The organism is Qipengyuania rhodophyticola, from assembly GCF_042493225.1.
GTDB lineage: Bacteria > Pseudomonadota > Alphaproteobacteria > Sphingomonadales > Sphingomonadaceae > Erythrobacter.
The window spans coordinates 1,440,854-1,457,631 of sequence record NZ_CP170454.1 but is presented as its reverse complement, the minus strand read 5'-3'; the positions used below and the strand labels follow the sequence as shown (position 1 = coordinate 1,457,631).

Annotated in this window: 12 protein-coding genes; 8 read left to right on the top strand and 4 right to left on the bottom strand. The window is 58.5% G+C overall.

The window, feature by feature from the left end:
• Position 1: 1 nt before the first annotated feature.
• Positions 2 to 727, bottom strand: a complete 726-nt coding sequence (locus ACFCXQ_RS06890) for a hypothetical protein (protein ID WP_379554351.1) — start codon at positions 725 to 727, stop codon at positions 2 to 4.
• 75 nt (positions 728 to 802) lie between these two features.
• Here ACFCXQ_RS06890 and ACFCXQ_RS06885 point away from each other — a divergent pair, with 75 nt between their 5' ends.
• Together ACFCXQ_RS06885 and ACFCXQ_RS06880 are read left to right on the top strand one after the other, a co-directional pair.
• Positions 803 to 1,603, top strand: coding sequence for an NTP transferase domain-containing protein (locus ACFCXQ_RS06885; RefSeq protein WP_379554349.1), 801 nt, complete (start codon positions 803 to 805; stop codon positions 1,601 to 1,603).
• Positions 1,604 to 1,623: 20 nt separating this feature from the next.
• Positions 1,624 to 2,904, top strand: a complete 1,281-nt coding sequence (locus ACFCXQ_RS06880) for a lipopolysaccharide biosynthesis protein (RefSeq protein WP_379554347.1) — start codon at positions 1,624 to 1,626, stop codon at positions 2,902 to 2,904.
• On the opposite strand, the gene ACFCXQ_RS06875 is transcribed toward ACFCXQ_RS06880, so the two are convergent.
• The gene (locus tag ACFCXQ_RS06875; protein ID WP_379554346.1) at positions 2,901 to 3,875 is read right to left on the bottom strand and encodes a tetratricopeptide repeat protein; all 975 of its coding nucleotides are present in this window, start codon (positions 3,873 to 3,875) and stop codon (positions 2,901 to 2,903) included. The two genes, ACFCXQ_RS06880 and ACFCXQ_RS06875, sit on opposite strands and share 4 nt — an antisense overlap.
• Before the next feature lie 158 nt (positions 3,876 to 4,033).
• On the opposite strand from ACFCXQ_RS06875, the gene ACFCXQ_RS06870 reads away from it, so the two are divergent.
• From ACFCXQ_RS06870 to ACFCXQ_RS06855, 4 genes are read left to right on the top strand one after another with little or no spacing between them, the layout of a single operon-like run.
• Positions 4,034 to 6,484, top strand: a complete 2,451-nt coding sequence (locus ACFCXQ_RS06870) for a cyclic nucleotide-binding domain-containing protein (protein WP_379554344.1) — start codon at positions 4,034 to 4,036, stop codon at positions 6,482 to 6,484.
• On the top strand, positions 6,484 to 7,371 hold the full coding sequence (locus ACFCXQ_RS06865) for a hypothetical protein (protein ID WP_379554342.1): 888 nt from the start codon (positions 6,484 to 6,486) through the stop codon (positions 7,369 to 7,371). Before ACFCXQ_RS06870 ends, ACFCXQ_RS06865 begins: the two co-directional genes overlap by 1 nt.
• Positions 7,372 to 7,376: 5 nt before the next feature.
• Positions 7,377 to 9,128 (top strand): cytochrome c3 family protein, encoded by a 1,752-nt coding sequence (locus ACFCXQ_RS06860; protein WP_379554341.1) that lies wholly within the window; start codon positions 7,377 to 7,379, stop codon positions 9,126 to 9,128.
• Between the two features lie 24 nt (positions 9,129 to 9,152).
• Positions 9,153 to 10,001 carry a metallophosphoesterase gene (locus ACFCXQ_RS06855; RefSeq protein ID WP_379554339.1) on the top strand — a complete coding sequence of 283 codons (849 nt, stop codon included), beginning with the start codon at positions 9,153 to 9,155 and terminating at the stop codon, positions 9,999 to 10,001.
• Between the two features lie 22 nt (positions 10,002 to 10,023).
• Here the strand turns inward: ACFCXQ_RS06855 and ACFCXQ_RS06850 are convergent, their stop codons facing one another.
• Positions 10,024 to 11,178 (bottom strand): hypothetical protein, encoded by a 1,155-nt coding sequence (locus ACFCXQ_RS06850; protein WP_379554338.1) that lies wholly within the window; start codon positions 11,176 to 11,178, stop codon positions 10,024 to 10,026.
• A 201-nt stretch (positions 11,179 to 11,379) separates the two neighbouring features.
• Here ACFCXQ_RS06850 and ACFCXQ_RS06845 point away from each other — a divergent pair, with 201 nt between their 5' ends.
• Both ACFCXQ_RS06845 and ACFCXQ_RS06840 read left to right on the top strand, forming a co-directional pair.
• On the top strand, positions 11,380 to 12,024 hold the full coding sequence (locus tag ACFCXQ_RS06845; RefSeq protein WP_379554336.1) for a carboxymuconolactone decarboxylase family protein: 645 nt from the start codon (positions 11,380 to 11,382) through the stop codon (positions 12,022 to 12,024).
• A gap of 41 nt (positions 12,025 to 12,065) precedes the next feature.
• The gene (locus ACFCXQ_RS06840; RefSeq protein WP_379554334.1) at positions 12,066 to 12,605 is read left to right on the top strand and encodes a VOC family protein; all 540 of its coding nucleotides are present in this window, start codon (positions 12,066 to 12,068) and stop codon (positions 12,603 to 12,605) included.
• A 10-nt stretch (positions 12,606 to 12,615) separates the two neighbouring features.
• Here the strand turns inward: ACFCXQ_RS06840 and ACFCXQ_RS06835 are convergent, their stop codons facing one another.
• Positions 12,616 to 16,764 carry a hypothetical protein gene (locus tag ACFCXQ_RS06835; protein ID WP_379554577.1) on the bottom strand — a complete coding sequence of 1,383 codons (4,149 nt, stop codon included), beginning with the start codon at positions 16,762 to 16,764 and terminating at the stop codon, positions 12,616 to 12,618.
• Between the last annotated feature and the right edge of the window lie 14 nt (positions 16,765 to 16,778).

Sequence of the window (16,778 nt, the reverse complement as noted above, 5' to 3'; positions counted from 1 at the left end):
ACTACGTCGCCCTGATCTCGGCGATTATTTGGTCGAGCCATTCGCGCGGTGCAGAGCGCCTGCCAATATCCGCGACAAATTCCTGACCTCGCGCAACGCTACGGAGCTTACCGCCTCTGATCCAACGATCCGCGCGATCATGATAGCTTAACCCGCCGCGCTTCAGCCAATCAGGCCTGTTCCACAGGCTCGGTGGCCCGTCCGGCACAGTCAGCCGTAAAGCCTCGCTGGCACGGTTCGCCGTCGCCCCCGGCCCTGAATACACCACATCATTGCCGTGATGCATGGCGAGCGCATGAGGGTGCGCAGAGTCGAGCAGATGTTGCGGCGCGCCGCGCGTCAGATCAATGATCTCCGCAATCTCAAGGTAGCCAAAAATCCGGTGATGCGGCTCACCCGAACCTTCCTCACGAAATAGGCCGAAAAACACGAACACATCGCCAATGCCGACCCCTTGATTGACCAGATGCGTTTGCGCAGCCCCGCATTGGCCGAAGTGGCACCTGCCGGTTTCGACAAACATCGGGTCGTGATGACACAGGCTATCGCCAGACAGCTTGGTCCGGCTTGCCGTCTCGACAAGCTCACCCAAGCCGAGGTGGTCATACGAGGTCTTCGAAGCCGCTCCAGCTGGGATCGGCAGGCTGATTGGACGGCCATTCACAATAGGCGAGGCACCGCCGCCAGCCGCACTGTCGAAGCCCTTACGAGAGAAGATTATCCGCATCCTTTCCCCGCTGAAGGACCACGTGTCGCATGACAAGACTTTGCGTTAACCAAAATCCGGACTATCTGGTGTTCTATGGACGGGAAAATCACTGCACTCATCATGGCCGGCAAACGGTCTGGCGTACTCGATCCGCTCGCTGAACGGGCCAAGGTCAATCAAAAATGCGTTGTGCCAGTTGGCGGCAGGCCAATGATCGAACATGTCGTGGAGGCGGTTTCCGCTTGTGACCGCATTGGCGAGATTCGCGTAGTCGCGCATGAGCCGGACGAGATCCGCGCGCTCCCGATTGTCGGCGCGCTTGAGGCAGAAGGCAGGCTGACGTTCAAAGAAGGCGCCTTCAACATCGTCGATAGTGTCTTTGCCGGATGCGAAGGCGCAGCCTATCCAGTGATGATCACCACGGCTGACAATTGTCTCGTTACACCGGAAGGCTATGCCGAATTTATCGATGGCGCGCTGGCTGTCGAGGCAGATGCGGCAGCAGCCTTGGCCCGCAAGCAGGACGTTATCGCCGCCGATCCGCAAGGCCAGTCAAAATTCTACCAATTCACGGATGGTGGCTATTCCAACTGCAACACCTATTGGATCGGCAATGCAAACGCGCTGTCCGCTGCGGAAATTATGCGGGGCGGCGGGCAATTCGTGAAGTTCCCAAGCCGCATTGCCAAAGCATTTGGCGTAATCAACCTGATCCGCTTCTATCTTGGCTGGGGAACGAAGGAAAAACTGTTCGCGCAAGTTTCCAAACGATTTGGCTTCAAGTTGACGCCGGTCGTCATGTCGAGCGGCGAGTTCGCGGTCGATGTCGACAATGAGCGAACGTTTGAGGTGACTGAGCGTTTGCTGGCAAAACGAGCGGCGAAAGCAGGCTGAGCTAAGCCCGAAGCCTTGCAATGACACGACTGTTTCAAAATATTGGCTGGCTCCTGACCGGGCGCGGCTTCAATGCCGTGCTGAGCCTGGTCTATCTCGCTTTGGCGACGCGCACGCTGGGTCTCGATGGGTTTGGCTATTTTGCGATTATCATTGCACTGGGCCAGACCGTTACCGGCCTTGCGAATTTCCAAACATGGCAATTCGTGGTGCGCTGGGGCGCGGGTAAGGATGGTCCGGGCGAAGTGACCGGCTTTGCCATTGCGCTGGATATGCTGTCGGTTGCGATGGGCACGGTTTTTGCCGCGATACTGGTGGCAACCGCGCAATTGTGGCTGCCATTGCCGGATGAATTATTGTGGCTGACCTTTGGCTATTGCATCATCTCGCTGATTTCGATCCGCACGACCCCGACCGGGCTGCTCCGGCTGCGCTTCAAATATGGCAAGGCGACTGCAGCAGAAGCGGTACAACCCACCATTCGGGCAGCAGGAGCGATCCTCGCCTGGTTATTCATGCCGACTGTCGCTGGTTTTATTCTTGCTTGGGCCGCCGCTGAAGTGGCGGTTGCCGCCGCGCTCTGGGTCGTGGCTGCGCGGGAGGAGCGGATTGATCTATCCCAGATCAGCCTGCGCAATATCCCGCGCGATCACAAAGACGCGTGGCGCTTTGTCTGGTCGACCAACATGACAGGCAGCCTCAATATCGCCGGCAAGCAAATGATGATTCTGCTGGTCGGCGCAATCGGCGGGGAGGCCTTCGCAGGCGGTTTCCGCGTGGCCAGCCAATTGGGTCAGGCTCTGGTGCAGCTCGCACAAACCGTCTCCAAAGCGATCTTTCCCGAGCTGGTTCATGCAGAGGATAACGCCCATCAAATGGCACGCCGGATGGCCAATATTGCGCTTATTGGCGGGGTTCTCGCGGTGCTGTTCGCGATATTCTTTGGCCGCTGGGGATTGGTAGCAATCGCTGGGCCAGAATTCCGTGTGGTCTATTGGGCGATGGTCATCCTGGCAATTGCGGGGGCGGTGGAGCTCGTCGGAGCAAGCCTTGAATCGCTACTGGTCAGCGCGGGCAGAGCGGGCACAGCGTTCCTCGTGCGAGCCGCCCCCACACTTCTGGCGCTCGGCCTCTTGGACGTCGCGATGGGCTGGAATGGATTGAAAGGTGCCGCCTTCGCAGTGCTTGGTGCAAGCGCGCTCTCGGTTGTCGGGTTCTGGGTCGCGATTATCTCGCTTCAGCAGATCCGCATCACGGTCGATCCTCCACAGGATGAAAGACCAGACGACAAGCCCGCCTAACGGACGCCCAGCAATTCGGCCTCTGCATCAAGCCGTTCCGCCGCTTGCGGGTTGGCTGCTTTCGCCCGTGCGAGCGCTGCTCTAGCCAGATCAGGTTGATCGAGCGTCATCCGGCTGCGCATCAGCATCACCCAGCCATCAATGTTTGACGGGTCGCCTTCCAGCCGCTCCGCAAGCCGCGCGACCATGCCTTCTGCCATTTGGCGCTGTTCACCCGGAGCCATTTGCTTGGCTGCCGCGATCTGTTCATCGCTTGGGCCGGGAATAGCTGCACCGCCCGTCAGCGGCGGAACACCAGCCATGCCAGATGGAACTGTTCCGCTGGCGAATTGATCAGCCCTCACACTCTGAACCTCGGCCAAGCGGGCCTTCGTCGCAATCTCGTTAATCTTGCCGACTTGCTCAATCGTGCGCGTCAGATCATCTTCCCACGGCGCGCCCGGCGGCGTATCAGCCAACAGCGCCAGCCAATCATCAATCGCGCCGACATGATCGCCCGACAAATCCCTTCGCACTGCGAGGAAATAGCGTGCGCGCGGATCTTGCGGGTCAAGCGCTAGTGCCTTCTCAAACGCCTCAACCGCTGCAGGCGGCATTGGGTCGCGCTCGCTTCCCATCACGCGCGCTTCGCCTAAAGACGACCACAGTACTGCATTGTCGTCATCCAGCGCCGCTGCGCGCTCATAGCCACTCACCGCCTGGTCAAACTCGCCGCGCTCAAACCGCGCAAAGGCAAGCTCCTGCCATGCGCCGGGATCGTCGGGAGTATCCTCAACGCGCTGCGCAAGTTCATCTATCGATAGCGGACCGCTAGCATCAGCCATCTCAGCCTCCGCCGCCTCATCCGCGCTCGGCAAAGATGTCCAGGCAATCGCTGCCACAGCCGCCGCCAATGCCAAACCCAGTGCGATCAACCCAACTCGGCCAACTGTTTCGCTTGTTTTCTGCGGGTCTATGTCTTGCTCTGCCATAGCCGCGAGCTAGCAAGCGCTGCTGCTCGACACAATCACCGCTTGTACACATCGGACGCATTTCAATCTGGCCAATTGTCGCATTTGCCCTATTATAAGCGACATAAACATAAGAATACGGGCGCGAAGACCTGCATAGGCAAACCTGGAGGGGACGGTTGGCCGATACGTATCGCGTGGCAATTGTGGGATCAGGCCCAGCGGGGCTGAGTGCGGCGGCGCGCGCTGCGCAGCTGAACATGAGCCATGTCTTGCTGGAGAAGACTGACCACCTCTCCGACACCATTTTCAAATACCAGAAGGGCAAGCACGTCATGGCTACGCCCAGCAATCTGGTGCTGCGCTCTGACCTCGATTTTGATGCGGGTAAGCGCGAGGCGATCCTTGGGACATGGGATGATCAGATTGCGGCGCAAAAGGTCAATGTGAAGCTCAACGCCGAAGTTGCGGAGATAACAGGCAGTGCAGGCAATTTCGCAATTAAGCTAAAGAATGGCGAAACACTGAGCGCAGAAGCCATCGTGCTGGCGATTGGCACGCAGGGCAACCCGAACGTTCTGCGCGTAGACGGCGCGGATTTGCCGCATATCCAATATCAGCTCGATGATCCCGGCGAGTATTTTGACGAGCATATCACCGTCATTGGTTCCGGCGATGCTGGGATCGAGAACGCTTTGGGCCTTGCTGCTGATCCGGCGCAGCGCAACACGGTGAGCATTCTCAACCGCCGCGACAGCTTTGCGCGGGCCAAGGCCGCCAATGTCACATTGCTTGAAGAAGCCGAGGCGGATGGCCGGATTTCGGTACGCCGGGAAACCTCTCCCGCTGAAGTACGCGAGAAGGAGCTCGTACTCGATACGCGCGACGGGCAGGAGACTATTCGCTGTGACCGGATCATCGCGCGCACCGGTTCTCAGCCTCCGCGCGGCTTTGTTGAGGCGATGGGGATCACTTTCACCAGCGAGGATCGCGCGGCTTTTCCTCAGCTGACGCCGAGCTTTGAAACGACACAGGCCGGCATTCACGTGATCGGCGCACTGGCGGGCTATCCGCTGATCAAGCACTGTATGAACCAAGGCTATGATGTGATCGAGTTCCTTAACGGGAATAGCGATCTCAAGCCAGCAGACGAGCCCATTCTTGCTGAGAAGTTTGCGAGCCTCCCAGGCAATCGCTCGGTTGATGAGTGGCTGGAGACCTTCCGCAGCCAGGTCGTCATTCTGCAAGAGCTCTCACCGCTGCAAATCCGCGAGCTAATGCTCGATAGTGATGTCCATTCCTTCCAGCTCGATGAGACGATTTTCACCCGTAATAATCCCGGATCATCCATGTTCGCCATCGCTGAAGGGTCGGTGCTGGTCGAGGTCAACTCAGATGATCCATCCGTCACAGTGCCGATTGAGCAAGGCACAATATTTGGCGAGGTTGGCCTGATATCTGGCCGCCGCCGCGGAGCCACTATTCGTGCTGCAGAGCCCACCGTATGCATGGAACTCTCGCGCACGGCGGCGCTCAAATTGCTAGCCACCGCGCCAAGTGCAGCGCGCGCCGTCAACCGCATCACAATCGAGCGGCAATTGCTGCAAATCTTCGGCCCTGGCATCACAAAAGAAGATGTCGCTGATTTGGTTGCCGCCGCAGAAATGGTCGAGGTCCGCGCTGGCGAGACCGTGATTGCGGAACATGCCGAGGATAAGGACATTTACATTATCCAGCGCGGCTCGATGATCGTGGAAAAGCAGATCGGCGGAAGCCCCGTCTTCATGTCTTATCTGCCCGCCGGGGCCTATTTCGGCGAAATGGCGGTGATCGACGGCAGTCGCCGCACTGCGACCGTCAAAGCCGCGATCAAGTCAGAAGTCATTCGCTTCCCCGGTGAAGTGTTTAACGCGCTTCTGGCGCGCAATCCAAAGCTCACCGACCGCGCCAAAGCGGAGATGGCAACCCGCCGCGAGATCAACGATTTTGTCGAAAGCCGCAAAGACACCTTCGGCGGCGCGGTCGACATGTATTCCGAAACCGCACGTTTCCTCATCGAAGAAGGCATTGGCGAGGCGACCGATGTGTTGCTGATTGACGAAAAGCTGTGCGTTGGCTGCGACAATTGCGAAAAGGCATGTGCGGACAGCCATGAAGGCCTCTCCCGCCTCGACCGGGAAGCGGGCAGAACCTACGCGCACCTCCATGTGCCGACGTCATGCCGCCACTGCGAACACCCGCATTGCATGGCCGATTGCCCGCCCGACGCGATCAAACGCGGAGCGGACGGTGAGGTGTTCATTGACGAGACCTGCATTGGCTGCGGCAATTGTCAGCGCAATTGCCCATACGGCGTGATCCGCATGGATGCGAAACCGCCGGAGAAGCCATCGCTCATTTCCTGGCTACTCTTCGGGCGCGGCCCCGGCCCCGGCGAAGCACCGTATTTTTGGCGCAAGAAAGAGGCTGAGAAACAGGCCGAACCAGCACCAAAAACCGCGATCAAATGCGATATGTGTTCTGGAATTGACGGCGGCCCAGCCTGTGTGCGTGCGTGTCCAACGGGCGCAGCAATCCGCGTTAGCCCAGAGAAATTCCTCACCGTTACTCGGCTTGAGGAGATCGATTGATGGCGAGCGCGGCGGAGAAAGATTTTGAATTCCATGATGGCCGCCGCGGGGCAGACCACGAAGGTTTTCTCGCGCACAAACGGTTCAAATGGCTCAAAATCGCGATTGTCATCGCGCTGGTCGCGATCCTCACTTACCTGCTCATTGATGTGGAACCGCGCCATAATGGCGGCAGTTGGTATGGCTATACGTTGGGCACAATTGGAGCCGGGCTGATCGTCTGGCTCAGCCTGCTTGGCATTCGCAAACGCCGCGCCAATCCGGGCCGGTGGAGCCTGAAGGGATGGACCAGCGCGCATGTCTATCTTGGCCTCGTTCTGGTGGTGATCGGCACGCTGCACACCGGCTTTCAGCTTGGCTGGAACGTCCATACGCTGGCATGGGTATTGATGATGCTGGTGGTCATTTCCGGCATTTACGGCATCACAGCTTACGCCAACCTCCCGGAAAAACTGAGCCAGACCCGCCGGGAAATGACGCGCGGACAAATGGTTGAAGCCCTTGATGCGATTGACCGTCAGCTGGAGCAAGCCGCACAGCCGCTGGACCGTGCGGACACCGATCTGGTGATTACCGCCCTTGAGCAAGACGTGTTCAAGGCGGGCGTCTGGGGGCGCCTGAAGGGCAGGACGCGGCGCGACCCCACGGCCAGAGCGCTGGAGCAAATTTCCGCTGCCCGCGCGCATGATGGCAAGGGCGACGATGGCGCTGAGCAAAAGGTCCGCGCACTCCTCTCACGCCGCCAAGGCCAGATGGAGCAAATCCGCCGCCACATGCGCACCAAAGCACTGCTCGAAATCTGGCTGTTTTTTCATATTCCCATGACGATTGCGCTGCTGGCAGCACTGACCGCGCATATCGTCAGCGTCTTCTACTATTGGGGTTGAGACGCATGGCATTTCTTCTCCGCACGATTGATTACACCGCCTCTGGCCGCGAGATTGTGCGCGAGCGCAATGCCTATGGAACCACGCTGAGCATTGGCCGTGCGACCAGCAACGATATCGTCATTCCTGATCTCGCAGTGGAGCAAGAACACGCCCGCATCGAGGCCGATGGTAACGCCGTGCGCGTATCATCTATCGGTACGCTTGGGTTTCAACACGAGGGGCGCACCACCACCGATACGAGCTTTGATCCGGCGGGCGGCGGAGAGCTCACCTTTGGCACATACCGCCTGCAATTTGCGCGCGAAGGCGATGGCGGCCCCGTTGCGATAACCATACAGCAACAACAAGAGGCAGAAGACACGCGCGATGCCGTGCGCGGATTTGACCTCGCGAGCGCTATGCCGAGCAAGCGCACAATGGCGTGGATCAGCCTCAGCGTCATTCTTCTCGCATTTCTTGCTGTGCCGATATGGTCGCACTTGACCCGCGATAAGCTCGTCCCGGATGCAGACCGCGAAGGCCAAGTCGCGATGGATGCAAGCTGGAGCACAGGCGCGCTCAGCACTGCGCACCATGGCTTGGAGGACAATTGCGAGGCATGCCACGTCAACGCCTTTGAGGCCGTGCGCGACGACACTTGCCTTACCTGCCACGAGGGCCTTGGCGATCACGCAGAGATCCCGCGCCAGCTGACCGGACGCGGGCCAATGTCCACCGGAGACGAGCTGCAATGGGCTGTCGCCACCACGCTTGGCAAAGAAGGCCCCGGTTCCTGCACCACCTGCCACAGCGAACATGAAGGCGCTGGCAAAATGGAACCGGCTTCACAGAAATTCTGCGCTGAATGTCATGACACCATGGATACCCGCCTGACTGATACAAAGCTTGAGAATGCGGGCGACTTTGGCGATCATCACCCGCAATTCATGGCGCTGATTTACACTGAGCTCGGCCAAGAGAAACCAGAGCGGATCTCGCTTGATGGGAACCCACGAGAAGAGCACGGCCTCAAATTCCCGCATGACTTGCATATGAGCGGCACTGGCGGCGTTGCGCGCATGGCCAACAGCCTATCGCAATATGGAGACGGACTCGAATGCTCGGACTGCCACACATTGCCGGAAACCCGCGTCGACTTTGAGCCGGTCAATATGGAGGAGAATTGCGAAGCCTGTCACAGCCTCGTCTATGACAAGGTCGGATCCACCTTCCGCAGCTTGCGCCACGGCGACGTTGACGAAATGCGCGCGGATCTGGCCGCAATGGACCGCGCCCCGCGCCGCGCGATCACCGCTGGGCGCAGCCGCCCTGGCGAATTCGCACAAGGGCGCCGCTACTATCAGAACTTTGGCCGGCCGCAGAGAAATTACATCGCCATCAATCAGGCGCTGTCCAAAGATGGTGTTTGCGGCGAATGCCACATGCCAACCACAACCAACGGCCGTCCTGACGTTGTGCCGGTGAATTTGCGCCCCTTCTATTTCCAGACCGGGCGTTTCAATCACCAGGCGCATGAGCAGGAAACTTGCGTCAGCTGCCACGCCGCCGAAACCAGCAAGAGCGCCAATGATCTGCTGCTGCCCAAGCTCGATAGCTGCCGCGAGTGCCACCAGGGCGAGCAAGCGGTCGAGGCCGAAGTCCCCTCAAGCTGCGCAATGTGCCATTCCTACCACCCGCCAACCGGGCGCTTGCCAGAGGATCATCCGACGGACACCGCAAAGCAGGTCGCGCGCATTTCAAGGGTGGAGCGCTAAAGTGCGGGCCGCGAGGACATCATCATGCTGATTGCGCAGATCACCGACATCCACATCGGCTTCGATCCCGACGCGAAGCCAGAAGAGCTTAACCGCATCCGCTTTCGGGCCGTGCTTGATCGCTTGGTGAAAGCTCCCAATGAGCTCGAGTTTCTGATCTTGTCCGGCGACATAACTGATCGCGGCGATGAAGAGAGCTTCACCAAGACCGCCGCGATGCTCGCCAAACGCGGCTTCAACCTTCTACCGATGGTTGGCAATCACGACACGCGCAAAGAGCTACTGCGAGCCTTCCCGGATTGCCCAACTGAAGATGGATTTGTGCATTACGTGGTGGAGCGCGAGGGGCTCCGCATCATCTGTCTTGATACGCTCGAAGAGGGGCGACATGGCGGAGCATTCTGCGAGGCTCGGCGCGACTGGTTGCGGAGAAAACTGGCGGAGAGCGAGCTTCCCTGCGTCATCTTCATGCATCACCCGCCGGTGGTTTCGGGCATTGATTGGATGGACCCCGGGCCCGACGAGCCGTGGATCGCCAATGTCGCGGCAGGTTTGGAAGGCTTTGAGGACCGTGTCCTTGCGATCCATTGCGGGCATTTGCACCGCGCATTAAATACCAGCTTCTGCGGTATTCCCCTGTCTGTAACCCCGTCGGTCGCGCCGCTCGTTTCACTCGATTTTCGCGATATCAGCGGGGAGAAGCCCGATGCGCGTGGCCTCATCACCACCGAGAGCCCGACTTACGCGCTCCATCGCTGGGACGGCAAAAACCTTGTTACGCATTATGAAGAAGTGAGCGATTGGGACTATCTCGCCTATTACGGCCCGCATTTGCAACCAATGATCCGCGAGCTAATGGGCGAGAGAGATTAGCTCGAACACAAGACGCTTAGCCCTATTTCTTTCGATCCCAATAATGTTCGCCATTGATGTAGACATGGTCAATCTTACTACTGCCACTGTTTGAGCTGGCGGCGATAAATCCGTGATGGATTCTGCCTCGCACGTCTTTGATTGTGATGGTGTGGCCATTGAGATAATACTCACCGGAGAGAGTGCCGCGGCGATTTCCACCGCCTGCACCTGACCCGGCTGCGCTAACCGAGAACGTATTGAATTTGCCAATCTGGATGCGGCCACTTTTGGTCATGCGCAGCGTCCCGCCGGAAATTGTGCTTGAGTTACTGCCACCAAGATCGCGCGATACGCCCGATGTCCGGCCAAAGGATATGTCAATCGTCTCGCCAGCGCGGAATTTCTTGGCGGGCTTGCCCTTACTTGCGCCCCTCTCAACTTTGCAGCGCTTCATACGCCCTGCCGATTCAGGCGTTGGCGATTGGGTCATCGGGTTCCACTTGGTGCACGCCGTCTCATAGCCATTGGCAAAGCGCATCATGGCGACGGCCTCGCTCACTCGGACAGCGGGAAAGCCAACCCATTTGTTAACCAGCACGATGCTGGCCGACTGTGGGTGCGAGCCAGCCGGTATCTGCGCATTTGCAGCGGCGAGAGATTGGGTTGATACCGGCTTGCGCGGTGTACGTTCCGCGACGGCCAGTTTGTTGCCGGCCCTTGACGCGCTCGCAACATTGGGGTCGGCCGCGCAAACTTCCTCGCCAAACTTCGCGCCGCGCGTGATATCAGCGGCGTTCTGGCGGGTCACTGCGCCGCGCATTTCCATCAGCATTACAGTGCCGTCTTGGCCCGGACAGGCATAAAGCACCGAGATTTGGTCACGTCCATTGACCTGAACATTGCGTAGGAGCGAGTAGCTGCCACGAACCGCTTTTTCAGCGTGAAGTCTCTGGGTCGACACATGGCGAATATCCGGTGCGCCGCGGCGTTCTTGCGATTTCAGCCAAGCGCGAATCGAGCTTCCCTCGGCGCTCTGCCAAGGACCAATTTCTATGGTGATCCCGTCTTTTGAGAGGATCCGCTTGTCGCCGCTTTGCGCGTCAGACCAACCGGGAGGCGCGGCAACGTTTTGAGCATGCGCGACGGTTGCAACCATTGGCAGCGGAGTGATTAGCGCAGCAAACGCGGCTATCATAGCATGCCTCATCTCTTGCACCCTCCCATCCACTACGCAGGGACACCCCAGTCCGACGTGGTGGCTATCGCTAGCGCTTGCCAAATGAATGGCAGCTTAGCTTTTCCCGCAACTCATTGGACCAGAAACGGAAACGAGACTAGCGTGCAGAACATCCTATTCGCCAGCGCTAATCGCGCCTGAAAACAGAAGGATATTGGTATGCCAAGATTGAGAGAAGTGCCCCGCCGCGAGCTTGAGGATGACTATCTCAAGGGCCTCTATAGGGTCTTGTTCGGCGAGCGTGACCCGGTCGCCGAGCCCGGCACCGCAACAGGCACGCCAGGCAATTGGTGGACAGTCTTTGCGCAGGTTCCCGACGCCTTCAAGCATACGACCGAGGGGTTCGCATTCTACCGCTCGCCAAAGCGCGTTTTGAGCGACACTTTGCGCGAGCTCGGGCAGACGCGCGCCGGTTTTTTGGTTGGCTCACAATTCGTCTATTCGCAGCACATGAAGGCGGCGCGCTTTGCTGGCCTAACCGACGAGCAGGCAGAAGCCATCGCGCATTGGCCCACCGCGACATGTTTCGATGCGAAAGAGAGGGCGGTGCTCGCCTATACCGATGCGCTTGTGCTGCAATATGGCCGTGTGCCCGATGCGCTATTTGACGAGCTGAAGGCACATCTGAGCGAGGTCGAGATTATCGAGCTGACCTACATCACCTGCACCTATATGATGCATGGGATCATGAGCCGGGCCTTTAAGCTGGAATATGATGATGTGGACGAGCGGGTGGTCGAAGTGCCCGCACCCAAAGGGACAACCGCTGACGTTATGGGAATGGTCGACAAGCGCGAGCAGTAAGCGCTTCCGACAAGCAGAAAACCAAGGTTCTGGAGAACACAATGAGCTATCATCACCTGGCATTGGCCGCGAAAGACATGAAAGCGATCCATGCGTTCTATGAGGGCGTGATGGGTTTTGAACTGGTCAAAGTCGAAGTCGCCCCAATCATGGAAGGCGGGTGGGGCAAGCACTTTTTCTACCGGATGGACGGCGATGACAGCAAGTTCATCGCCTTCTGGGAATTGCATGACACGGCAAAGCAAGAGACGCTGGAGTTTGACCTCAACAAGGCCGCGAACATGCCGCAAGGCACCAATCATTTCAGTTTTGATGTGCACTCACGCGAGGAGCTAGATAGCTGGCGGACGCGCTGGAACGAGGCGGGGCTCGATGTGCTCGAGCTAGATCACAATTGGTGCCATTCCGTCTACACACGCGATCCCAATGGCAACATGGTTGAGTTTTGCCTAACCACAGGATCGTTCACTGAGGATGACCGTGAGCGGGCGCTTGCCGCGCTGGATGAGACGGAAATGAACCCCTCACCTCCTCCTGCTACCATGAAGCACTGGCCCGCAAATAAAGCGGAAACGGCCTGAGGGCGGTGCCTTAGTTTCCGAGAGCTGGCGCCTCTGTGCTTTGCCTAGGCCCAGCATCAGGCATGCTCGCACCGACCCAATTCGTCATATCCGCCTCGTCCGAGACCTTCCACGGAATGCCAGAGCGGGTGAGGAACAGTCGCTCCATCTCACTACGGGTAAAGGGCCGTGAGCCAAGGCGCCCAAACACGGCGATCTGACCACCGGTCTCGTCCACCGCACGGTCACGGTCGATGCCTTTGCTCATCGCGAGCGCAGCTCCTTTGGTTTTTGCCCAGGCCACCATTTCAGGCTTGGGCGCAGGGCTAAAGCCGTAGAAATTGGGCTGGCTTGATGGCGAAGTGAGCTGGAGTACTTTCATCCCGTTCACCCCGTCGGCCACATAAGCAAACAGCGAGGCATTGGTGGAGGCGACAACAACATCCTCCACATCAGTCATGGTCCCGCCAAGCGTTTCCTTAGCGTAAATGGTCGGCGCAAGCGGCTTGGTAATGTCGAGGATCACCAACCCCTCCTGCTTGGCCGCGACATAAGCATAAGTCCGCGCGATATAGAGCCGCTGGGCATTGGCGAGCGCCACACTGCCTTGCGGCACGGGCACAGGATTGCGCAGGGTGGTGACGTCAAACAGCTTGATCCCCTCAGAATCCGTCACCCAAAGATAGCGGAACTGGATCGCACTGGCCCGCGCATCACGAAGCTCTCGTACGGCGGAAAGTTGGGGCTGGAGTGGATCTGAGAGATCGACCACAACGAGGCCGCGATCCGCCGTGATATAGGCAATATCGCCAGCCAGATGCACATGCCGCGCGCCATCGAGCACGCCGCCCTCATTCCATGTCACCGCGCGATCGAGCTGGTTATTGCGGAACTCGCCATCATTCATGGTCGTCACATTGACGAGGATCAAGCCTTCGATTGCGTCAGTGATTACCGCATAGTCATAGATCGCACGGATCGGCTGTTCCTCGTTCACATCGAGCAGGCTCAGCGGCTCGCCATCGGCACCCATTACTGGATTGCCCTCAGCATCTTTGACGATTTCCGCCGCCATGGCGCGGTTGCGGTCTGGCCTGACCGGCTGATTGGTGGGCAGCGCAACGCAGGTTGCATTCTTGCTCTTCACATGCGTGTCATGGCCCATCGCGCTGAAGGGAGCAGTAATGATCCGCTCACTTACGCCCTTATTTGCGATTGAGGCGACGTCATAGACGCGGAAGCCGCCCTTGCCCTCAGCCACGAACATATATTCGCCGCGTAATTGCAGACAGCGCACCGCATCGCGCGTCCCCTCATGGACATTGGCGAATTGTTCAAACGCTTTGGTCTCGCCGCCGACATCATCGTCAAAGGTCTTCCCTCGTGTCCAATCCATCAGCTCGCGGTCATTGTCCTCGACATGCATGCGCCAATAATCGGGGTAAGAATAGCGGTGCAGATAAGAGCCGAGCACGGCCTGCGGCTCGTCCCATTCGGTGACGCGGACAGCTTCGAAGCCGTTATCCTCGCCGACCCAGGCATTCAGCCCGACAAAGTTCACGAAATTCGTACCGAGCAGCAGAAGCTGGCTCATGATCGCATTGTTATCGTCTGCATCGGAAAGGTGACAATCACTGCATTGCTTGGTCTCGGTAAGCCGCACCGTATGCGGGAAATGCGGCGCGAAGGCTTGGCTCGAATAACCCGAAGCGGCCACGGGAGGCTGCTGAATATAAATCCGCTCGCGGTTGATATTGGTCGAAGACAGCACGAGCGCGCTAGTCGAGCGGACCGGCGCAGTTTGATTGCCCTTAGTCGTCTGGTGCTTGCCGAGCTGGAACATCTGATCGCGCGCGACTTGCGGGTTATAACTCGCGAAATTCCGCGTTGTTTCGCCGTCATAGCGGTGAACCTTGCTCTTCCAATTCGCCTCAATCGGCAAGTGGCACCCGCCGCAGCTCGTCGTCCAGCTGAGGTGGCAAGTGAAGCACGCCATTTCCTCGTCCTGATGCGCGCGGTCATCGCTCGCAATACCAGTGCCAAACTCAAATCGGCCCGTTTCGCCGCCAGTTTTGCTCATCAGCTTGGCACGCGCCGACTTGGCATTGAAATGCGGGCTGGTCGCATCAACCGTGTCTTTGGTCAGGCTCATTTCCCACTCAAGATTGGGGTCAATGATCGAGCGCTGGAGGAGCACCTTGCGGCCCATGCTGTCATAAGTCCATTCAAAGCGGCGCTGACCATCGGGATTACGCAATAGTGCAAGATCATGCCCCTTGGGCGGGGCTGCGGGGCCGCTGGTGCGCAGCGTTGGATAGGCATCGGCGGTGCCGTGACAATCCTTGCAGCTAATCTCAATTGCGTTGGCGACCTCGCCGTAAATCAGGCCATTGCCGTGGCTATCCTGCGCAAAGTGACAATCCGCGCATTGCATCCCCTTCTCAGCGTGAATGTCCATCATATGCACAGTCTTGCCGGGGTTCGTGCCAACGGGAACAAACTTCTCCTCGCCCTCCTTGCGCCACTTCTCCGGATCGTCATTATCGACGATATTATTGTCTTTATCGAGCAGATTGCCTTCGCGGTCCCGCTTGAATATCGCGCGGAAATTCCACCCATGGCCGTGATAATCGGCGATTTGCGTATCTTTCATCTGCGGGTTGAGATCATAGACATTGCGCAGGAAATCGAGATCACCCCACAGCCCCTTGGGCGCAGCGGCCTCTGGGTTGCGGTCGAGGATTTTGCGGATTTCTTCCGCCGTTGGATAGCGCTGTTCCTTAAAGAACCTCTGATAATCCTCATCCGACATGCCAGGCGGTTTTGGCGTGGTATTCTCCGGCCCGGGCCACATCAGCGGCGCATCGGATTCGTAATCCCACATGGTGTAGCCGAGGTAGGAATTAAGGAAGATATTGGGCTGGTGCATGTGGCAATTCATGCACTGCGCGGTTGGGATCGAACGGGTGAAGACGTGGCGCAGCGGGTGGCCTTTCTCTTTAACCGGCCCCTTGTCTTCTTCCGGCGCGTCCCAGCCATCTTTCGGACCTTTCAGCGCGCCATGATCGGAATGTTCATCCGCCTTTTCCAACTTACTAGCAATCGTAGGATCAACCGTCACGCTCTGCCCATCGCGGCCATATTGTGCATAGGTCAGCGAGTGGCGCGGCTCGCGGTCGTTTGCGTAGACCACATGGCAACTCGCGCAGCCTGAATGGCGATAATCACCCGGCTGATCGTTCGTCCCCATAAACCAAGTGAACGGGTCATTGAGGCGCGTCTTGTGAATGTTCAAAACAGGGATCGCGACACGCAGACCCGTTGCCGGCCCGCGATTGGATTGCTTGAGGTCAGGCCGCCCTGGTTCCTCCAGCCGCTGAATACTTCCCGTCGGATTAGGCAGACCAATCTCGGGGAACTGCGAGTTGATCGTCCGACCACCGCGCTCAAACACCCGGAAAGCATCCGCTGGCGGGATCACATGCCACGTCGGCATCGGGTAAAGTTCAGCGAGCGCGCCCCGCTTTTTCTGGTTCTCTGTCACCGTGCCATGCGGCGTGCCCGGGCTTTGCAACTTCGCAGGCTTGCCATCACGCGTATAGGCCTCACCCACGATGTAGTTCTTGAAAGGCAAAATCCCGTTATTATACGCCGCCCCGCCCCATAGCATCGCGCCGGTCGCCATGATGGAGCGCTCGCCCGCCTCAATCGTATCCATGTGGCACGCCCCGCATGCCTCACGCGCGACCCGGTAATCGGACGGGTTCACAAACCGTACGAAGATCGGGTCTTCCTTATTCAGCAGCGCATAGGATTGCTTGGGGTTGGCAGAGCTGGGCCAATGCCAGCTTTCGGGATATTTCGGCAGGACATGGGCCGCATCGCGCGCAGCGACATATTCTGCTGCATCATGCGGCAATTCGGAGTTGCCCTGAACCGACACATCACCGCCATGGCAATCGACACAGCCCAGCCGCACAGCAGGCGTTGCGTGCATAGTCGGCGCGTCGGTTTTGACGTGGCAGGAGAGGCACCCGTCCGACTTCGCCATCATTTCATCTAAGCTTTGGCGCGCGGGCGCAGGGCCAGCAGTCACCTTGCTATAGTCGCGTTTGACCGGCGTTTCCTTCTCTGCCGCCTGACTTTGCGTGATCGCAACTGATCCGGCGAAGATCAGCATTGCCACTGCGAATA